This is a genomic window from Actinoplanes sp. ATCC 53533, from assembly GCF_003947245.1.
The window spans coordinates 12,822-30,982 of the sequence record NZ_QHHV01000311.1; the positions used below are offsets into that span (position 1 = coordinate 12,822).

The 18,161-nt window shown below is 72.8% G+C and carries 12 protein-coding genes and 2 rRNA genes; 8 read left to right on the forward strand and 6 right to left on the reverse strand.

The genetic code is table 11. The features are described from left to right. Positions 1-273 precede the first annotated feature (273 nt). Positions 274-852, forward strand: a complete 579-nt coding sequence (locus tag DMB66_RS55055) for a dihydrofolate reductase family protein (RefSeq protein WP_125812011.1) — start codon at positions 274-276, stop codon at positions 850-852. Here the strand turns inward: DMB66_RS55055 and DMB66_RS55060 are convergent. After that, positions 834-1,544: a helix-turn-helix domain-containing protein gene (locus tag DMB66_RS55060; RefSeq protein WP_125812012.1), complete on the reverse strand. Its 711-nt coding sequence runs from the start codon at positions 1,542-1,544 to the stop codon at positions 834-836. The genes DMB66_RS55055 and DMB66_RS55060 overlap by 19 nt on opposite strands. Before the next feature lie 425 nt (positions 1,545-1,969). Between DMB66_RS55060 and DMB66_RS55065 the strand changes: the two genes are divergently transcribed. From DMB66_RS55065 to DMB66_RS55090, 6 genes are read left to right on the forward strand one after another with little or no spacing between them, the layout of a single operon-like run. Then, entirely contained in the window at positions 1,970-5,620 is a 3,651-nt protein-coding gene (locus DMB66_RS55065) for an FtsW/RodA/SpoVE family cell cycle protein (RefSeq protein WP_125812013.1), read from the forward strand. Beyond that, positions 5,617-6,345: a hypothetical protein gene (locus DMB66_RS55070; RefSeq protein ID WP_125812014.1), complete on the forward strand. Its 729-nt coding sequence runs from the start codon at positions 5,617-5,619 to the stop codon at positions 6,343-6,345. Before DMB66_RS55065 ends, DMB66_RS55070 begins: the two co-directional genes overlap by 4 nt. After that, complete coding sequence (locus DMB66_RS55075) at positions 6,338-7,744, forward strand: hypothetical protein (protein ID WP_125812015.1); 1,407 nt, start codon at positions 6,338-6,340, stop codon at positions 7,742-7,744. Before DMB66_RS55070 ends, DMB66_RS55075 begins: the two co-directional genes overlap by 8 nt. 1 nt (position 7,745) lies before the next feature. Then, positions 7,746-8,021: a hypothetical protein gene (locus DMB66_RS55080; RefSeq protein ID WP_125812016.1), complete on the forward strand. Its 276-nt coding sequence runs from the start codon at positions 7,746-7,748 to the stop codon at positions 8,019-8,021. Beyond that, positions 8,021-9,811, forward strand: coding sequence for a hypothetical protein (locus DMB66_RS55085; RefSeq protein WP_125812017.1), 1,791 nt, complete (start codon positions 8,021-8,023; stop codon positions 9,809-9,811). The genes DMB66_RS55080 and DMB66_RS55085 overlap by 1 nt, the downstream gene beginning before the upstream one ends. After that, positions 9,808-12,126: a hypothetical protein gene (locus DMB66_RS55090; protein ID WP_125812018.1), complete on the forward strand. Its 2,319-nt coding sequence runs from the start codon at positions 9,808-9,810 to the stop codon at positions 12,124-12,126. The genes DMB66_RS55085 and DMB66_RS55090 overlap by 4 nt, the downstream gene beginning before the upstream one ends. Positions 12,127-12,175: 49 nt before the next feature. On the opposite strand, the gene DMB66_RS55095 is transcribed toward DMB66_RS55090, so the two are convergent. The 3 genes from DMB66_RS55095 to DMB66_RS55105 form a co-directional block, all read right to left on the reverse strand. Continuing rightward, a complete protein-coding gene (locus tag DMB66_RS55095; protein ID WP_125812019.1) occupies positions 12,176-13,645 on the reverse strand; it encodes a DUF4407 domain-containing protein in 1,470 nt (489 codons plus the stop codon). A gap of 164 nt (positions 13,646-13,809) precedes the next feature. Beyond that, on the reverse strand, positions 13,810-14,787 hold the full coding sequence (locus tag DMB66_RS55100) for an HAD-IIA family hydrolase (protein ID WP_125812020.1): 978 nt from the start codon (positions 14,785-14,787) through the stop codon (positions 13,810-13,812). Then, entirely contained in the window at positions 14,784-15,713 is a 930-nt protein-coding gene (locus tag DMB66_RS55105) for a Replicase polyprotein 1ab (protein WP_125812021.1), read from the reverse strand. The genes DMB66_RS55100 and DMB66_RS55105 overlap by 4 nt, the downstream gene beginning before the upstream one ends. On the opposite strand from DMB66_RS55105, the gene DMB66_RS55110 reads away from it, so the two are divergent. After that, a complete protein-coding gene (locus tag DMB66_RS55110; protein ID WP_125812022.1) occupies positions 15,663-17,639 on the forward strand; it encodes a hypothetical protein in 1,977 nt (658 codons plus the stop codon). The two genes, DMB66_RS55105 and DMB66_RS55110, sit on opposite strands and share 51 nt — an antisense overlap. 57 nt (positions 17,640-17,696) lie before the next feature. Here DMB66_RS55110 and rrf read toward each other — a convergent pair. Both rrf and DMB66_RS55120 read right to left on the reverse strand, forming a co-directional pair. After that, positions 17,697-17,813, reverse strand: a 5S ribosomal RNA gene (gene rrf / locus DMB66_RS55115). 86 nt (positions 17,814-17,899) lie between these two features. Then, positions 17,900-18,161: ribosomal RNA gene (locus DMB66_RS55120) — 23S ribosomal RNA — on the reverse strand; the annotation flags it as partial.

An 18,161-nucleotide genomic window follows, 5' to 3' on the forward strand; every position in this document is an offset into this window, starting at 1 on the left:
GATCCCGCGCGCCACGATGGTCGAGAGCAGGGCCGACATCCACCTCATCCGGCCCGCCATCCGCGGCCTGCTCGCCACCGGAGCGCCGGAAGCGGCCAAGACGCAGCAAAAAAGATGCACCGCTGCCGTCGTTTTCGTCCAAGACGGCCGTGGTGGCCGCTTCCTAGCGTGGGGCGGGGACGCATCGACCCGGCCCGCCTGTCGATGCACCTGACGGAGAGACTGGCTTCGAAGAGACTGGCTACAACAGACCGGCTATGAGGAGAACGGCACATGCGTGATCTGGTCTATACCGGGTTCGTTTCGCTCGACGGCGTTTTGGACTCCCCCGGCGGTGGGCCCGGCGAGGAGCACCGCAGCGGTGGCTGGGTGGTCAACGACATCGAGTTTCTGCCCGAGGCATTCTCGCTCAAGGGCGAGGAGCTCGCGGATACCACGGCGCTGATGTTCGGCCGCCGGAGCTACGAGGCGTTCGCGTTGACCTGGCCCGGCTCGGACGACCATGCCGCCTACCGGGAGCTGCCCAAGTATGTGGTCTCGACCACCCTGCCCGACGACGCCGTCGTCGAGGGATGGGGACCGACGACGATCCTGCGCTCGACCGAGGACGTCGCCGAGCTCAAGAAGGGCGAGGGTGGCGCGATTTTCATCCACGGCAGTGCGGAGCTCGCGCGACGCCTGTCGGATGCCGGCCTAATCGACCGTTACCACCTGCTCGTCTTCCCGGTGCTGCTCGGCGCCGGAAAGAGCTTGTTCAGCAGGGCTGACAAGGACAAGCAGGCCCTGAGGGTACGGGAATCCGCGACCTATCCGAACGGCATCGTGAAGCTGATCTACGACGTCGTCGGCTGACCCAGCGCCAGGGCGATCGCGCCGCCGGTGCCCTCGCGGAGTTGGCGTGCCGTACGCCCGACGTAGCGGCGCAGCGCGCGGGCCAGGTGCGGCTCGTCGAAGTATTCGAGCCCGGCGACCACATCGGCGACCGGGACGCGGGCCGCCAGCAGCGCCGAGGCCGTGCGGGTGCGTTCGATCTGCCGCACGGCGCCCTGGGTGAGCCCGGTCGCCGCCCGGAACCGGCGTTCGACGGTGCGCCCCGAGACCGCTGGACGGTGGCCCCGGCGGAGATCGGTGACGAGCGGGTCACGGACCACGGCGCCGGCCCGGACGAGGCGGTCGACCAGGTCCTCGGCGTCGTCGGGGCCGGGTGTCGCCCAGCGCCGGCCGTCCAGGCGAAACGTCCGGTGCGTGGCGTCGGGGAGCTCGACTCCCCGGTCGACCAGGGCCGGCGTGGGCACGAGCCGGAGCGACGTGCCCACGGCGAACTCGATGCCGACGAAGGTGGCGCCCTCCGGCACCGGCGCCGTGCCGGTCCTGGTTTCGGGGCCGGAGATGCTCGCGTACGACGTGCCGTCGCGCTCCCAGAACACCAGGCCCCAGCACACCGCCGCGACGGAGGTCATCTCCACGACCTGGTCGCTCGTGCAGGTCCACACGGTGTCCACCCATGGCGAGTCGGACGCGCGCGTCTCGAACCGTAGTCCCACGCGAGCAGGATAGGTGTTGCCGCCGGACTTTCGCCGGGATGGGCCCACCGAATGGCCGTCATCCGCCCGGGTGAAGTCCGGCGGAATGCGATAAGGGCAACTCTACGAGAGATTTTCCGCTATTCGCGCCGCGCCCGCGCGCAGGCGTCCGCACATACCGGCACCGAGGTGCTGATCCGGCTCGACGACCAGGGGACATGCGAACTGTGGCCGGTCACCGCCGGCAGCCCGGGCACCCTGGGCCTTCCGCTTACCCCGGTCGTGGACGGTCACTCTTCCGGGGCGATGTGGGCCATTCGGCCATTTACGTGATCCCGTTCCCCTGGCTTACATTTTGTATCTCCGGCCACGTCGTCCGCACTGTTCCGGGAATGCAGGAACCATCGAATTAATGCCACGGGCGGAGGTGTCGGCACATCGTCATCGTGGATCTTTTCACCGGGCCGTCCCTCGGCACGCTCGCCGTTCTCGCCGGCCTGCTCTGGGGAGTCACCGGGGCCTGCCGGTGGATGCTGCGACCCACGGTTGCCCGGGGCCGCGGCCTGCGGGACTGGCCCGCGCTCGCACTCTGGGCTCCGCAGCTGCTGCTCGCCCTCCCGTTCCTGCTGGCCGGGGCGCCCTACGTGCTCTGGGTCGCCGCCGCGGCCGCCGCGGTAACCGGCCTCGGCCGCGCCGGGCTGCGCATGTGCGGCAGGTTGTCGGCGAACGGCCGCGTCTTCGCGGTCTCCGGCCCGGTCCTGGCCGTGCTCACGGCCGCCACGTTGCTGCTCGAACTGGGCGCCCTGCTCGTGGTGCGGCTGACGGTCGTTCCCGATCCGGCCGGGACGTTCACCGACGGCCTCGCACCCGATGCCCTGCGCCGGGCCTGGTCGGCGCTGGGCCAGCCGGCCGTCGGGATCGCGGTCGTGCTCGGGTTGATCGTTTGGCTGAGCCGCACGACCGCCCCGGCCGGGCGGCGGATGCGCCGGGCCGCCGGGGTTGCCGTCGGCTGGGCGACGCGCACCGACCGGCTGGGACAGATCCATTCCGCTTCGCTCTCGGTGGCGCTGCTCGTCGTCGTGGTTCTCCCGTTCGTCCTTCCCCTGTTCCTCGGTTCCGGTCCGGTCGCGCTGACCGCCGGGCCGGTCGCCACCCCGGAGTACGGCAAGCTGCTCCTGCTCGGGGCGCTGTCGTTCGTGGTCGCCCGCGACAGTTTCCGCTTCCGGGCCGTCAGCGTCCTGGACACCTGGCGCGACATCCGGGCCGGCGCCGGCAGCCTGTGGCGCTGGTCGACGGCGCGCGCGCTGTACCGGGCCGGGCGTTTCCTCTGCCTGCCGCTGGCCCTGTTCGGGCTCGTCGCCGTCGCCAGCGGCCTGCGGCACGACTTCGGCACGGTGGTGCCCGCCGCGCTGATGACCACCGGCGTGACCTGGGCCGCCACCCGGCGCAACGTGGAGCTGGACCGGGGCGGGGACGCCGGGCGGGCCGGGTGGGCGGTTCGGATGCTGTCCGCGTACCGGATCTTCATCGCTCTTGCCGTGCTCTTCATCGTCGGGGGCGTGAGCCTGCTCAGCACCGACTACGTCGGGGAGCGGGGCCTGGTCTGGAACGATCCGTGGGCGTTCCGCTGGGATGCCGCCTGCATGATCGTGGCCGGGCCCGCGGGGTCCGGGCCCGCCGTGCCCGCCGGGCAGGTGCCGTGCCGACGCTCGCTCGCCGCCGATGTGGAGAGTGAGCGCTCGCAGGTCGCCCGGGCGATCGCGGCCACCGCCGACGGTGGCCTCTGGGGGCGCGGGCTGCGCGACACCGCCTCGGGAGCCGTCCCCGCCGGGGCCACCGACTTCGTGCTGGCCGTCGTCTGGAACAAGCTCGGCGGGCTGGTCGTCATCGCAGCCGGGCTGCTGGTCGTGCTGCTCGGGGCCGGACTGGTGCGGGCGAACGCGCCCCCGCCCGGCTACGAGAGCCCCCCGGTCGCGATGCTCTTCGGTGCCGGGCTGGGCGCGATGATCGTCGGTCAGTTCCTGTTCGTGCTCGCCGCCACCGCCAATCTGGTGCCGCACAGCGGGATTCCGGCGCCGCTGCTGTCGCGGGGCGGGCAGTCGACGCTGGCGATCGCGCTCGGCATCATCCTGACCCTGCTGATCGCGCGCGCCTCGGCCCGGCACCCGGCCGGCCCGCTCGATTCCCACCGGATCGGCACGCCGGCCGGCTCGTTCGATTCCCACCGGGCCGGCACGCCAGCCGGCCCGTTCGATTCCCACCGGGCCGGGACGCCAGCCGGCTCGTTCGGACCCGGCCGATACGGCACGCCGGCCGGTGAGCGCGGCAGACCGCGCTGGACCCAACGGTTCGGCACGCCGGCCGGCAAGCGCGGCACGCCGCGCTGGACAAGACGGTTCGGCACGCCGATCGGACGGGTGGGACAGCCGGCACCGATGCCGGGCGCAGCCGGGCCCGCGCGGGTCGGCAAGCGCGGCACGCCGCGCTGGACAAGACGGTTCGGCACGCCGATCGGACGGGCGGGACAGCCTTCACCGATGCCGGGCGCAGCCGGGCCCGCGCGGGTCGGCACGTCGGCCGGCACGGTCGGCGCCATGGTGGTGATCGTGGCCGGGTTGACCGTCGTCCCCTACTCGGCGCCGCGGCTCGGCAGCCTGCGGTTGCCGACCGCGTACGACCCGCACCGCGCCACCTGCCCCGCCCGTACCGCCGATCGCGCCGGCCTGACCTCCCCGGCGCCCGACCCCGCCGCCTGCTCGACCGACCTCATCGCCCGCGCGCGCACCCGGATCGAGCTGCGCTTCGGCGACCGTCCCGGCTTCGTTCTCGACCGCGCCGGCGACGGGTGGACACCGGCGCCCGCCAGCCGGCCGGCCGGGCTGACCCCGGCGGATCTCACCGGCCTGATCCGCGTCGGCGACGGCCCGGCCGGGGTGGTGGAACGCTCCTATCCCGCGGTGGTCTCCGGCACCGCGGGACGAGGGCTGGGTGACCGCCTCCTGCCCGCGCCCCGCGGCGGCAAGGTCGACGGCGAGATCCGCCTCACGCTCGACCCCGGGCTGCAGCACGCCGCCGCCGAGGCGCTGCGGGGCGGCGGCCCGGCGGGGATCGTCGTGCTCGACGCGACCGGCGGCGACGTGCTCGTCAGCGCCAGCACGCCGGTACCGTCCGGGACCGACCCCGGCACCCGCGCCGAAGCGAAGGCCGCCGCGAAGTTCGCCGCCGCGCACGACCACTACGTGCGGCCGGGGCCCGGCGGGCGGCTCGCGGACGACCGGCCCGATCCGTGGTGCCCGCGGCGCAGCCGGGACGGCGCCGGCCAGGAGGCGTGCTGGCGGTGGTCGCACACCGCCCGGCCGGTGCCCGCCGCCGACCTGGCCGCGCAGGTCAACCGGGGCATCGGGCGGCGCTACGGGCTGGGTTCCGCGTTCGACGTGGTGGTCGCCGCGGCCTACCTGGACAGCGACGCCGGCGGCGACCCGCCGCCGGCCGGCGACTGCCCCGGTACGAGCGTGCCGGACGCCCTCGCGGCGTCCTGCCACGACATGTTCGTCGCGCTCGCGGGCCGGCTGGGCTGGCCGGCGGTGGCCGAGCAGGCGCACCGCTTCGGGCTGCAGACCGACGGCTGCCCCCCGCATGATCCGTGGCCGGCCGGTCGCCTCGTCGGTGCCGCCGCCTCGTGCGTGCCCGCCGTCGACGGGCTGGACGCGTACGCCGGGCAGTCGATGCGGATCGCGGGCACGCCGCTGGCCCTGGCGGCCGTGCTGGCCGCGGTCGCCAACGGCGGCCGGGTCGTGCACCCCCGGCTGATCAGCAGCGTCACCGACCCGGCCACCGGCCGCACCACCCGGGTCGCGGCCGCCGAGCCGGAGCAGGCGCTCACCGCCGAGGCGAGCCGCCGGCTCCGGCAGGCGCTCGCCGGCGGCAGCACCGGCCACTTCCCGGGGCGGACCTCGTGGGCCGGCGGGTTCGTGGACACGCCCCGCGGTCCGCTCGGCTACGCGGTCGTCGTGGAGGCGGGCGACCGCGCGCGGGGCGACCTGCGGGCCCGGCAACTCGCCGGGGCGATGGGCACAGCGATCGGAGAGACCGAATGAGTACGGCGGACCCGCACTACGAACGGGGCGTCCTCGACGCCTTCCGGCGTGCGGTCGAGCGCTACTGCACGATCGTCAACGCCGGTGGGCTCGATCCGGGTTCGCTGCGGATCTCGGTGTCCGTGCTGACCCTGGCGCCGATGAGCCGGGAGTTCGGCGGCAAGGTGCACCGGATCATCAACCAGCACGTCGACGCGCAGCTGCCCCGGGCGCGGGTCGTCTCGGTCGGCTTCGCCGTCGACCCCGCGCTGCCCGAGCCCGGCCACGTGTTCCTGATCCAGCCGCCGGCCCTGCCGGCGCCGAAACAGACGCTGCCGCTGACGCGCGCCGAACCGCAGGTGCACGTCGCGCCGGCGACCGCGCACCTGACCCTGCGGTACGGCGCCGACTTCCGTTGGGTCTGCCACCTGGCGTCCGCGCCCGGCTGGGTGCCGCTGGGCCGCTGGACCGGCCGGGCCATCCGCGACGCCTCGGTGCGCCTGCCGGAGTACGCGACCTTCCTGCCCCGCGGCGAGCTGCTCTACCTGCGGCACGACGGCCGCCGCGTCGAGTTCGCCCGGTCCCGGATCCGGCCGGACTACCTGGTCACCATCGACGGCGTCCCGCTGCACGCGGGCGGCCACCTGATCCAGGCCGGGGCGGCCGGCTCGATCGGCTACGCGGACGGCACCACCTCGTCCACCCTGCTCGATTACCACCTCGCCTGGGAGGACGGCCATGGCTGATCCGGACGAGCCCGCGATGGTCATCGACCTGAGCGGACCGCAGTGGCAGGTGCTGCTGACCGTCGCCCCGCCGCGCGGGCACGAGCGCAAGAGCGTCGACTTCGACGTGCCGCCGATCGGTGGCGACGCGACCGGTCAGCTGCGGCGCATCCACACCCAGGTCATCTTCACCACCGCGAGCAACGAGCGCGACGGCTGGGCGAACTGGCACGTGAAGATCTACGGCTGCGCCGACCTGGGCGACACCGAGGCCCTGCGCCAGCACCTGCACGGCCAGGCGACGGCGCTGCAACGGGCGAACCGCTATCTCGGGGGCACGGACCGCCGTACCCCGGTCGAACCGCCCTGGGCGGTGGTCCCGGTGCAGGTCGTCCGGGGTGACGGGCAGCTCGAACAGCTGTCCGGCGCGGTCACCACCCGGCTCGGCACCCCGTCCGACCAGATCGTCGCGCAGCTGCACCGCCGGCTGCCGTCCTGGATCGGCGAGGGCGCCCGGCCCGACCTCTACCTGCTGGCGGTGTCGCCGCAGATCGACCTGCTCCGCTGGGAGCCGGTACGGCGCTGGCCCGGCACCGAGCACCTGGGCGACTTCCGGCTGCTGGCCGCCGGACTGGACCAGCTGCACCAGCTCAAGTGGGCGCACTGCGACATCAAGCCGGAGAACGTCTGCTGGTGTGCCAACCAGGACAGCAGCGGCTACGTGCTGATCGACACGGACGCCGCCACCCAGGCCGATCCGCCGCCGACCGTCCTGCGCGGCACGGAGCTCTACGAGTACGGCGGCATCCGGCGCATGCGGTACGACACCGCCCAGGGCTGGAACCTGACGCCGGGCCTGCTCTACGCCCAGGACCGGTTCGGCTTCCTCATCGTGGTGCTGTGCGCTCTCGCCGGCCGGCACTGGGTCGAGCAGACCCTCCTGCACGCCGACCCCGACGATCCTTCGGCGCGCGTCGCGGAGAGCGAGGAGGCGGTCCTGAAGGCGCTACGGGAGCACTGGGCCGACGCCCGCTGGGAGCCGCTGATCGTGGTGCTGGCGGAGCCGTTCGGCACCGGGCCGCGCGGGCAGATCGCCATCGAGTCGCCGCACCCGTGGGCCGAGGCCTGGCTGGCCGAGGTGTTCGCGGCCGAACAGCGCTGCGAGCGCGACCCGCTGCCGGCCGCGGCCCCGGCCCGGACCGATCTGGTGTACGCGTTCGCCGGTCCCATCGAGGCGATCCGCGCGTACGCCCGGCACGGTCCGGCGACGCGGCCCGAACGGGTGCACCGGGCGTACGACGCGATCGGCGTCCAGGCGCAGGCGGTAGCGCTGCGCCGGGCCGCGATCTGGTTGTCGATCTGGGTGGTGGGGTGCGTCGTCGCCGGGGCGGCGCTGGGAGTTCTGGCGGTCGGGGGATGACGTGATCACTTCATGGCGCGAGGCGTTGCAGCAGCGGGTGGCCCGGCAGTGCGGCGAACCCGACGAGCAGTTCGCCCGCTACGGCCACACTTTCGGCGACTGGATCGACGCCACCGCGGACGCCGCGCAGCCGGCCTTCGTGGAGGTCGAAGCGGGTGTCGCCGGCTACCTCAGGGTGGCCGCGCGGGCCGGGAGCCGCTGGGGTGCGACCGCCGGGATGGTGGTCGGCGGCGGCGCGGCGGCGATCTCCTTCCTGGTCGTCTGGCTGGTCTTCTGATGCGCTGGTCGAGGCCGCCGACCCCGGAGGAGGACCCCTCCAGCCGGTTCGGCGTCACCTGCCCGGTGTGCCGGCAACTGCTCGGCCGCGCCCAGCCGCCGCTGGACCCGGAGACCGGCCGGTTCATGATGCCGCCGTCGTTCCGGCTCGAGGTGGGCGCGCCGGACGGCCGCAACGGCATGCCGTGGCGGGTGACGATGCTGGCCGGCAACTACCGGCCCGCGGAGTCGCTAGACCCGGTCTTCAACGAGCACGAGGTCGACTTCATCTACCTGCTCTGCGGCGGCGGGCACATCTTCCCGGACGCCACGCCGGTGTTCCGCTCCGGCCCGGCCCGCCGGCCGGACGAGGCCCGCCAGACCATCGACGAGTGGAACATGGTCGCCGCGATGGGCGCGCCGGCCAGCGGCAAGACCTATCTGCTGGTCCGGATGCTCAAGCAGAACCTGGACAACCTCACCCAGTGGACCGCGCCGGACGACCCCGGCCGGATCCGGCTGCGCAAGCTCAGCCCGCTCGAGGAACTGCCGCTGACCTCCCGGATCGGCAAGTACAACGACACCCGGCAGACCGGCGAGGCGATCCAGCCCACCGGCACGGACCGGCAGTCCACCCCTGCGGGCATGCTGGAGGATCAGCTGCGCGACGCGCTCGGGGCGATCCAGGAGCTGGTCCGGCGCACGGTCGTCGACGGTGATCGCCGGGCGCAGCAGTGGGGCAAGCAGTTCCGTCAGCCGCTGGTGCTGCGCACCGACAGCGGCGGCCGGCGGACCTGGACCGGCGTGGCCGACCTGCCGGGTGAGCTGTTCGACGAGCGGGGCATCAACCGGCGCGAGGCCGGGATGCTGCGCTCGTTCGACGCGCTGCTCTGGGTCGTCGACCCGGCCGTCGCGCCGAACGCCACCGAGTGGATGGCCACCGAGTCCGTCGCCGAGGAGCGGCTGCTGCTCGACGGCAGCCTGCGGCCGGGCACGGTCAACGCGTACGGGGCCGACGTCGTGCGCGGCAACCGGGAAACCATCCAGGACGACATCGGCCAACAGGTCACCATGGTCGACGGGTTGTTCGCCACCGACGAGGGCCGGCCGCTGCAGATGCTGGTGGCGGTCACCAAGTGCGACCTGATCCGCGCCGCGCTGGAGAAACCCGGCATCGATCTGCGCGACATAGGAGCGCCGGGCGAGGTCGAACGCGGCACCGCGACCTACCTGTCCGTCGCGATGGACCGCTGGTCCACCAAGGGCGCCGGGGCCGATCCCGGCGCCGCCCAACTGCTCACCTACGTGTGGGGCGCGCGAACCACCGAACCGGCCGTCCGGCAGCGCCGCGCCGTCCAGGTGGCCCGCGGGCTGCTGGACCACTTCTCGCAGCCCGAGGAGTTCTGGAAACTCGTGCACACCGGCACCGACAACGAGGTCAGCATCCCCCGCGGCGACATGACGACCGAGGTGCCGCAGCACGTCCGGGTGCCGTCGATCGACGAGCACCTCGACAGCGCGCTGCGGCCGGGCTCCGGCGGGCTGATCCTGCTGCGCGACCTGGTCATGTCGGCGGTCGGCTGCGGGCTCGCCTACGGCCTGGGACAGCAGAGCGCCCTGTTCCGGATGCACCGCGAGCCGTGGATCACCCTGCGGTTCTTCCTCTGCTCACCGCTGGCCACCGTACCGATCGCGGTGGACGACATCCGGCTCAAGCCGCTCGATCCCCGCGACCGCTTCCCCCGCGTCGACGACCGCGCCGCCGCGCTGACCCAACTCCTGCTGGCCGTACTAGGGAGGGCCCGTAGATGACCAACGGCATGATCATGGTGCAGTGGGCCGACCTGACCGGCCGGGGCTTCAGCCCGCACGACGTCGGCCCGACGGCGCCCCGGGAGTACTGGGCGGCCGCCGAGCGCCTGCTGCAGGCCGACCTGAGCCAGCCGCCCGAGGGCATCCGCTCGACGGCCGGTCATCCGATCTGGACCCTGCGCCGGGTCCACGTGCAGGGCCGGTGGCTGTGGTGTTTCGTCGTGCAGGGCCGCCGCGGGCCGTTCGGGGTCGCGGGCACCTGCCGCTTCGCCTTCGCCGCCGAGAACATGTCGGCGCTGGAGGCCTGGACCGCCGGGGTCGAGATCGCGGCCGGCGACCAGAAGGTGCCGGCCATCCCGTACGACGCGGACCGGTTCCAGCACGTCGTGATGCAGCTGCTCGGCGGGATCGTGACCAAGCAGGCCGCGATCCCGGTCGACGGCGATCCGGCGCAGACCGCGACGATCATCCCGGCCGCCCTCAAGGTGCTGCCGGAGCGCGAGCTGCGGTCCTGGTCCTGGTCCACGTGCATGCTGCAACGCCCGGACTCGGCGGAGCTGCGGGTGGTCTCCGGCGGCTGGCCCGACGACTTCCGCCGCGAGGAACCGCACCGGGCCGACACCATCGACCAGTGGTTCCGCGGCGGCCCGGTGAGCGAGGAGCAGATCAAGAACCGGCTGGGGCGCGACGCCGTACGGCGCGGCTTCGAGTTCCTGGTGCACTACGCCTCGACCGGCAAGCGTCCCGATCCCGAACTGCTGCGCGGCGGCCACACCCTCGACGAGATGCTGGTCGAGCTGGGGCACGCCAACCACGTACCGGAATGGCACGACGTGCCCTCCATGCTGGAGACGCCCGGTGGCCGCCGGCGGCTGGCCGAAGGCCATCTGCCGCTGGTCACGCAATGGGCCGCCAGGGAGCCGGCGGAGGCGGTCTGCCGGTTGCGGGAGGAGCTGGGCGCGCCGCTCGCCGAGGCCCTGCTCACCGGCGTGGTCGACGCGCAGGACGGCACGCCCGACAACCTGCTCGGCCTGCCCACCGCGAGCCGGCCGGAGCTGACGGCCTGGCACGACCGGCTGGCCACGCTGTTGCTGAGCGCCTATCCGCAGCCCAAGCGCCTGCGGGCGGTCACCGAGCAGTGGATCAGCCGCTCCGGCGTGCTGGGCGGATCGACGGACCGCGTGGCCGCCCGCCCGTGGCTGCAGAGCCTCGGGCTCACCACCCAGCACGACAGCGAGTACTTCCCACCGGACGCCCGCATCGTCGTCAGCGAGCTCAACACGCATCTGGTCTACACCCAGGCGGCGCACGACGAGGTGCTGCTCACGACGAAACCCCTGCGGTTCCTCGGCACGCTGACCAAGGAACTGCACCCGCTGCCCAGCCAGGCCGTCGGCACCCTGCTGGCGCTGGCGGCCATGGAGGTGCCCGGGGCGGCCCGGGAAGCCGACATGCTCCAGCACGTCGCCCGCGACCTCACCCACACCGCGCTGCAGGGCCGCTGCGACGAGCCGTGGATCGACGCCATGCTCGAAACCGTGCAGCAACATCTCGCGGGCAGCCGCTCGACCCGGCTGCAACGGATGATGTACGGCGCCCTCGAGGCGCTGCTCGCGGTGGATGCGGAGGCGCCACGCACCACCTCGCTCCGGCAGCGCTGCCGGGCCATCGGCTACGACAACAACGCCTCCTCGCACGTCGCCACCGCCCTGAAGCTGGCCGGCGGACCGGCACCGGCGACGCAACCGCTGAGCTGGGGCCAGGACACCGGCAGCCACCGGATCATCACCCCGCGCGGCCCGGCCGGCACGACCGCCGGCCCGATCGCGACGTGGCGGAGCGCCGGCGGGCGGCTCCGCCGGCGATTCTCCGGCTGGTCGCCCGTCTACATCGCCGGGGCCGCCGTGGCCGTCGCCGTGCTCGGCTCCGCCGGGGCGTTCCTCGTCATCCGCATGGACGGCACGGCACCCGAGCGGCCGCTGCCGACCCAGGCGGCGGTGGCCAGCACCACCGGCGTGCCGCTGCAATCCACGAAGATCCCCCTGCCGCCGCGTGGCCCCCGCGAACAGACCAGCGACGACAGGCGGAAGTTCCTGGAGGAGTTCCGCAAGAAGGTGCCGTCGAACGCCGTACCGTCCGTGATCATACTGGTCAGCTACGGCGGCGACCCGCTCCGGGCCGAGCACCTGAAGGAGGCGCTCGGTACCTCCCAGGAGCTGACGGGCGTGCCGGTCCAGACCGAGAACGCCAGCGCGTCGCCGGCCGGCGACGCGCAACCCGGTTGGCTGATCGGCACCGTGCACTACAACCGGTGAGACAGCGAAGGGGTAGGGCCGCCCGGCTCTACCCCTTCGTCACGGACGCCTACTTGAAGCGCCACCGCGGCACAGTGCCATCGGTGCCGTGCTCCGGTTCCGGCTCCGGCAGGGCCACGGAGGTACCGGAACTCATCGGGCGGGTCGCCGACTCGTCCGCCGGCCAGTCGTTGTAGCCCGTACGGTCCGGCTTGGCCCGGCGCGGCATCGGGAACCGCAGCGTACGGCGGGTCGCGGTCTCCGCCGCCCCGCCACCGTTCAGCCGGTGCAGTTCCTCGCTGCGCCACCGGTCCAGCTCGCGCTTGCGGATCTCGGTCTGCACGTGCGTCTCGCGCCCGGCGGTCTCCTTGCGGATCTGCTCCTGCCGCTTCCCCTGGGCCTCGAGCTCCTGGCGCTCCTGCTCGCGCTCGAACTCGATCCGGGTACGGGCCGCCTGCACGTCGCTCTTCTCCGCGGTGGCCAGGATCTCGTCGTACGCGGTCGGCGGCCCGATGTTGAGCAGGAACTTCGTCAGCACCGGCAGGATCTCGATGGCGGTGATGAACAACAGCAACGTCAGATACGCGGTCTTCAGCGTCGCGTTGCTGTCGGTGATCTGGCTGAGCGCCTCCAACTGCGCGAGCAGGCCGCGGTCGTTGCCGCTGTCGATCAGATAGCGGTCCTCCTCGGCCTGCTTCAGGCTCTTGAGCCGGGCCAGCTCTGCTTCCTTGGTGGCGAGCTCGCCCTGCGCGGTGGCCTGCTCCTTGCTGCTCGTGGACTTCTGCCGCTCCAGGGCGGCACCGCGGGACCGTTCCAGCTTCTCCTTGGCCGCGTCCCGCTGCTCCCGCAGCTCACCGGCGGCCTTGAGCTTGGTCTTGTACGCGGGCCCGCCGCCCTTCTGGCCGGTCCCGTCCGTGCCGTCGAACTCCGCGATCGCCTTCGCCCGCGCCTCGCTGTACCGCTTGTCCAGCGCGTCGTACTCGGCCTGGTCGCGAACCACCGCCGGGTCCTTGCCCACCAGGTCCTCGACCAGCGAACCGGCCGCGACCTGCTGCAGCTTGGTGACCTCCGCCTGCAGGCCGGGGATGACGACGAAGCGCGCGTCGGATCTGAGCCGCTGCTCGTAGGTGTTGCGCTCGACCTGCTGGGTGACCGTGAGCTGGGCCTGGATCTCCCGCTGGAAGATCCACAGCACCAGCGGCGTCGAGACCACTGCGCCGATCACCAGCGCCAGCAGGATCCGGGGCACCAGCGTGGCCAGGTTCTGCCACCAGAGCTCGCGGCGGCCCGCCGCGGCGACGAGCCACCGGTCCAGGTTGGCGATGGCCAGCGCCCACAGGACGGCGATCAGCACGGACACCGCCAGCGGTGCCCGTACCCCCGAGTGCAGGGCGAAGCCCGCGGAGAGCCCGGCCATGCCGGCGGTCGTGAGAACGACGCCGCCCAGGCCGGAGTATTTGCGTTTCTCGCGGGGGCTGCGTGACAACGTGTCGGGATCGGCACCGGAGAGCCAGATCAGAAGACCTCGCCGCGGGGGCATGATTTCCTTTTTTGTGCTTCCAGCCACTGACTGTCGACTCCCGTCGGGCCACCACAAAGCGTCGGAACCGACTCTTGGTGTCCACTATCTCCGGCCCCGCCGAACAGGGAAATCCCCCGTAGGCGTGGCGCCTACGGGGGATCAACGACAATGGCGAGCAGCGGTTACAGGCCCCAGGCGGAGAAGACTTCGCGGGCCGCGTCGGAGCCGGCCTGCGCCTTGCCGCCGTCCCAGACGAAACCGGCCAGCAGCCGCAGCGCGTCGACCGGATCGCCCGAACCCTCGAGCTTGCCGTCGGCCAGCCGCCAACCGCCGAGCTCGTCGCCGCCGGCGGGAATCCGCGCCGCCGACGCCTCGCCGAACAGACCCGACAGGTCCGCCGAGACGAACGTCGGCCGCCGCTCCGGCGGGGCCGCGAGCAGCTCCGCCGGCCCGCTGACGCCGGTCAGCACCAGCAGGCTGTCCATGCCCGCGCCGACCGCGCCCTCGATGTCGGTATCCAGCCGGTCGCCGACCGCCAGCGGCCGCTGCGACTTCGACAGCGACGCCGCGGTGGAGAACAACGCCGGCGCCGGCTTGCCCACGACCACATCGGGCTCGCGGTCCAGCGCCGTACGCAGCACCGAGACCAGCGAGCCGTTGCCCGGCAGCGGGCCGCGCGGGCTCGGCAGGGTGCGGTCGGTGTTGGTCGCCATCCACAGCGCACCGGCCCGCACCGCCAGCGACGCCTCGGCCAGGACCTTCCAGCCGACATCCGGGCCGTAGCCCTGCACGACCGCGACCGGCTCATCCGCCAGCCGCTCGACCGGCACGAGGCCGGCGTCCCGCACCTCAGCCCGCAACGCCTCCGCACCGACGACCAGCACCGGGGAGCCCGCGGGCAACCGCTCGGCCAGCATGGCGGCCGCCGCACCGGCCGAGGTCAGCACCTCGTCGGCGACGGCGGACACCCCCATACCGGTCAGCAGGGCGGCGACGTCGGGGGCACGCCGCGACGCGTTGTTCGTCGCGTACGCGATCGCCGTGCCGGCCGAGCGCAGCCGCTCGACCGCCTCGGCCGCACCGTCGATCGGCTTGTCGATCAGGTAGATAACCCCGTCCAGGTCGAAGATGACCAGGTCGTACGCCTCGACCAGGCTCACGCTTCCGGCTCCTTGTCGCCCTTCGCCGGGCGCTCGGACTCCTCGCCCACCGGTGCGACGTCGGCGTCCGCCGGCTCGTCGCCCGCCGGGGTGTCGGTGGCCTGCGCCTCCGTCACCTCGTCGTCGTCGTCGTCATCGTCGTCATCGTCGTCGTCTTCGTCGTCGTCGTCTTCGTCGTCGTCGTCGTCTTCGTCTTCGTCTTCGTCGTCGTCGTCATCGGCGTCGTCGGCGTCGTCGGCGTCGTCGGCGTCGTCGGCGTCGTCGTCATCGGCGGCGTCGTCGTCATCGGCGTCGGTGCTGGGCTGGTCGGAGTCGGCGACCGGGGTGTCGCCGGTCTCGTCGTCCTCGTCCTCGTTGTCGTCGCCCTCGATGGTGACGCCGTCGAGTTCGAGCAGCCGCTCGGCCGCGTCGGTGAGGCTGTCCTCGTCAGCTGCCGCAGCCCGCGCGAACCACTCCCGGGCCTCCTCACGCCGGCCGGCGGCGAGCAGCGCGTCGGCATAGGCGTACCGCAGCCGGACCGCCCACTCGCCGTCCTCGTCGGCGGTCAGCTCACGAACCTGCAGCATCGCCACGGCGGCGTCGTGCTGGCCGAGGTCACCCCGCGCGCCGGCCGCCACGATCAGCAGCTCGATCGCGCCCGCCTTGTCCAGCGACTCCTTGTCCGCGCCGCGGAAGAGATCAATCGCCCGTTCCGGGCGACCCAGGGCGCGCTCACAGTCGGCAAGCTCGGCCAGGTGCGTCTGCCGGCCCGTCATCCGGTGGTACGTCCGCAGCTCGGCGATCGCCGTGGTCCAGTCCCCCACGGCGTACGCGGCGAGCCCGACAGCCTCCCGCACGACCGCGATCCGCGAGGCCAGCCGCCGCGCGGCGATGGCATGCTGCAACGCCAGCTCGGAGTCCTCGTCGATGATCTGGCCGGCGGCCACGAGGTGCCGGGCGACCAGGTCGGCGGTGTCACGCGAAAGGCTCAGCAGCTCGGAACGGACCTCCTTGTCGAGGTCGGTCGCCACGATGTCGTCGGGCAGCTCCGGAGCCTTGAACGCGGCCTGCTGCGGCTCGGACTGCTCGAAGCCACGCTCGCCACGGGGCCCACGGTCGTCGCGCGGAGCCTCGTCCCGAGGTCCACGGTCATCGCGGGCGCCACGGTCATCGCGGGCGCCACGGTCGTCCCGAGGTCCACGGTCATCGCGAGGGCCACGGTCATCGCGAGGGCCACGGTCGTCCCGAGGTCCACGGTCGTCTCGCGGGCCACGGTCGCGGAAGCTGCCGTCGCGGGGGCCCCGGTCGCTGGTGCTGCGGTCGTCGCGCGTCCCGCGGTATCCGCCCCGGTCGCCGCCGCTGCCGCCCTGGTAGCCGCCACGGTCACGGTCGCCGCCACGGAAGCCGCCGCCGCCCTGGGGCCGGTCACCCTGCGGACGGTCACCCTGGGGCCGGTCGGTCTGCGGACGGTCGCTGCGGAAGCCGCTGTCGCTGCGGTTGCCCGGCCGGTCGCCGCCACCGGAGTAGCCGCCGCCGTCCCGGCTGCCGCCCTGGTAGCCGCCACGGTCACGGTCGCCGCCCTGGGGACGATCTCCCCGGTAGCCGCCGGAACCACCCTGGAAGCTGCTGCGCGAGCCGCCCTCGGAACGCTCTCCGCCACGGTAACCGCCCCGGTCGCCGCCCTGCGGACGATCGCCACCGCTACGGAAGCCACCACCCTGCGGACGATCGCCACCGCGGTATCCGCCACGGTCGCCGCCACCCTGATAGCCGCCACGGTCGCCGCCCTGCGGACGATCGCCACCACTGCGGAAACCGCCGCTCTGCGGACGGTCACCACCGCTACGGAAACCGCCACCCTGCGGACGGTCACCACCACTCCGATAGCCGCCCCGGTCGCCGCCACCGGAGTAGCCACCACGGTCACGGTCGCCGCCACCCTGATAGCCGCCACGGTCGCCGCCCTGCGGACGGTCACCACCGCTACGGAAGCCACCACCCTGCGGACGATCGCCACCACTGCGGAAGCCACCACCCTGCGGACGGTCACCGCCACTGCGGTAGCCGCCGCTCTGGGGACGGTCACCACCACTGCGGTAGCCGCCGCTCTGGGGACGGTCGCCACCGCTGCGGAAGCCACCGGACGAACCGCCACGGTCCCGGTCGCCGCCACCCTGATAGCCACCACGGTCGCCGCCCTGCGGACGGTCACCGCCACTGCGGAAGCCACCGGACGAACCGCCACGGTCGCCGCCGCTGCGGAAGCCACCGCCCTGGGGACGGTCACCGCCACTACGGAAACCGCCGCCCTGGGGACGGTCGCCGCCGCTGCGGAAGCCACCGCCCTGCGGACGATCGCCGCCACTGCGGAAACCACCGGACGAACCGCCACGGTCACGGTCGCCGCCACCCTGGTAGCCACCACGGTCACGGTCGCCGCCGCGGAAGCCACCTCGATCACCGCCGCCGGACGAGCCGCCTCGGAAACCGCCGGACGAGCCGCCTCGGTCACCCCCGGACGAACCGCCGCGGTCACCGCCGCGGAATCCGCCTCGGTCACCGCCGTCGCGGCGCGGAGGCCCGCCTCGGTCTCCCCGGTCACCACGGGGGTTCGCGCCGGAGCCTCCGTCGCGACTGCGGCCGGCCCGGCCTTCGTCGTCGCGGTTGCTGGAGCCGCCGTCCTGCGGTCCTGGGTTCACGGGTCAAGTCCTTCCAAGTTCGGCGGCCCACACGACGTCGGCGGGGCTGCCGGAGCACATCAAGTACGGAGCGGTTCACTACGGGTGGTGCACAGGTCGTTCAGGTGCCGGGACTGCCATCAGGCGCGGGGCGCGAACCGAGCGCGCGCCCATCCAACGCTACTAGGGCCCTGACGCACAAAAGCAGTCGAGGGCCAACCCCCATGGGGAAGGCCCTCGACTGTACGTTAAGTCCGGCGGCGTCCTACTCTCCCACACCCTCCCGAGTGCAGTACCATCGGCGCTGGAGGGCTTAGCTTCCGGGTTCGGAATGAGACCGGGCGTTTCCCCTCCGCTATAACCACCGAAACAGCTGCCAGCAATCACAAACAACACCATGACCGGTTGTTTGTAAGCTGTGAATCACACAGTGGACGCGTAGCACAAAGTTTAGGGTAGTTAAGCCCTCGGCCTATTAGTACCGGTCGACTGAACCTATTACTAGGCTTACATCTCCGGCCTATCAACCCAGTAGTCTAGCTGGGGGCCTTACCCACTCAAAGGTGGTGGGATACCTCATCTCGAAGCGAGCTTCCCGCTTAGATGCTTTCAGCGGTTATCCCTTCCGAACGTAGCCAACCAGCCGTGCCCCTGGCGGGACAACTGGCACACCAGAGGTTCGTCCGTCCCGGTCCTCTCGTACTAGGGACAGCCCTT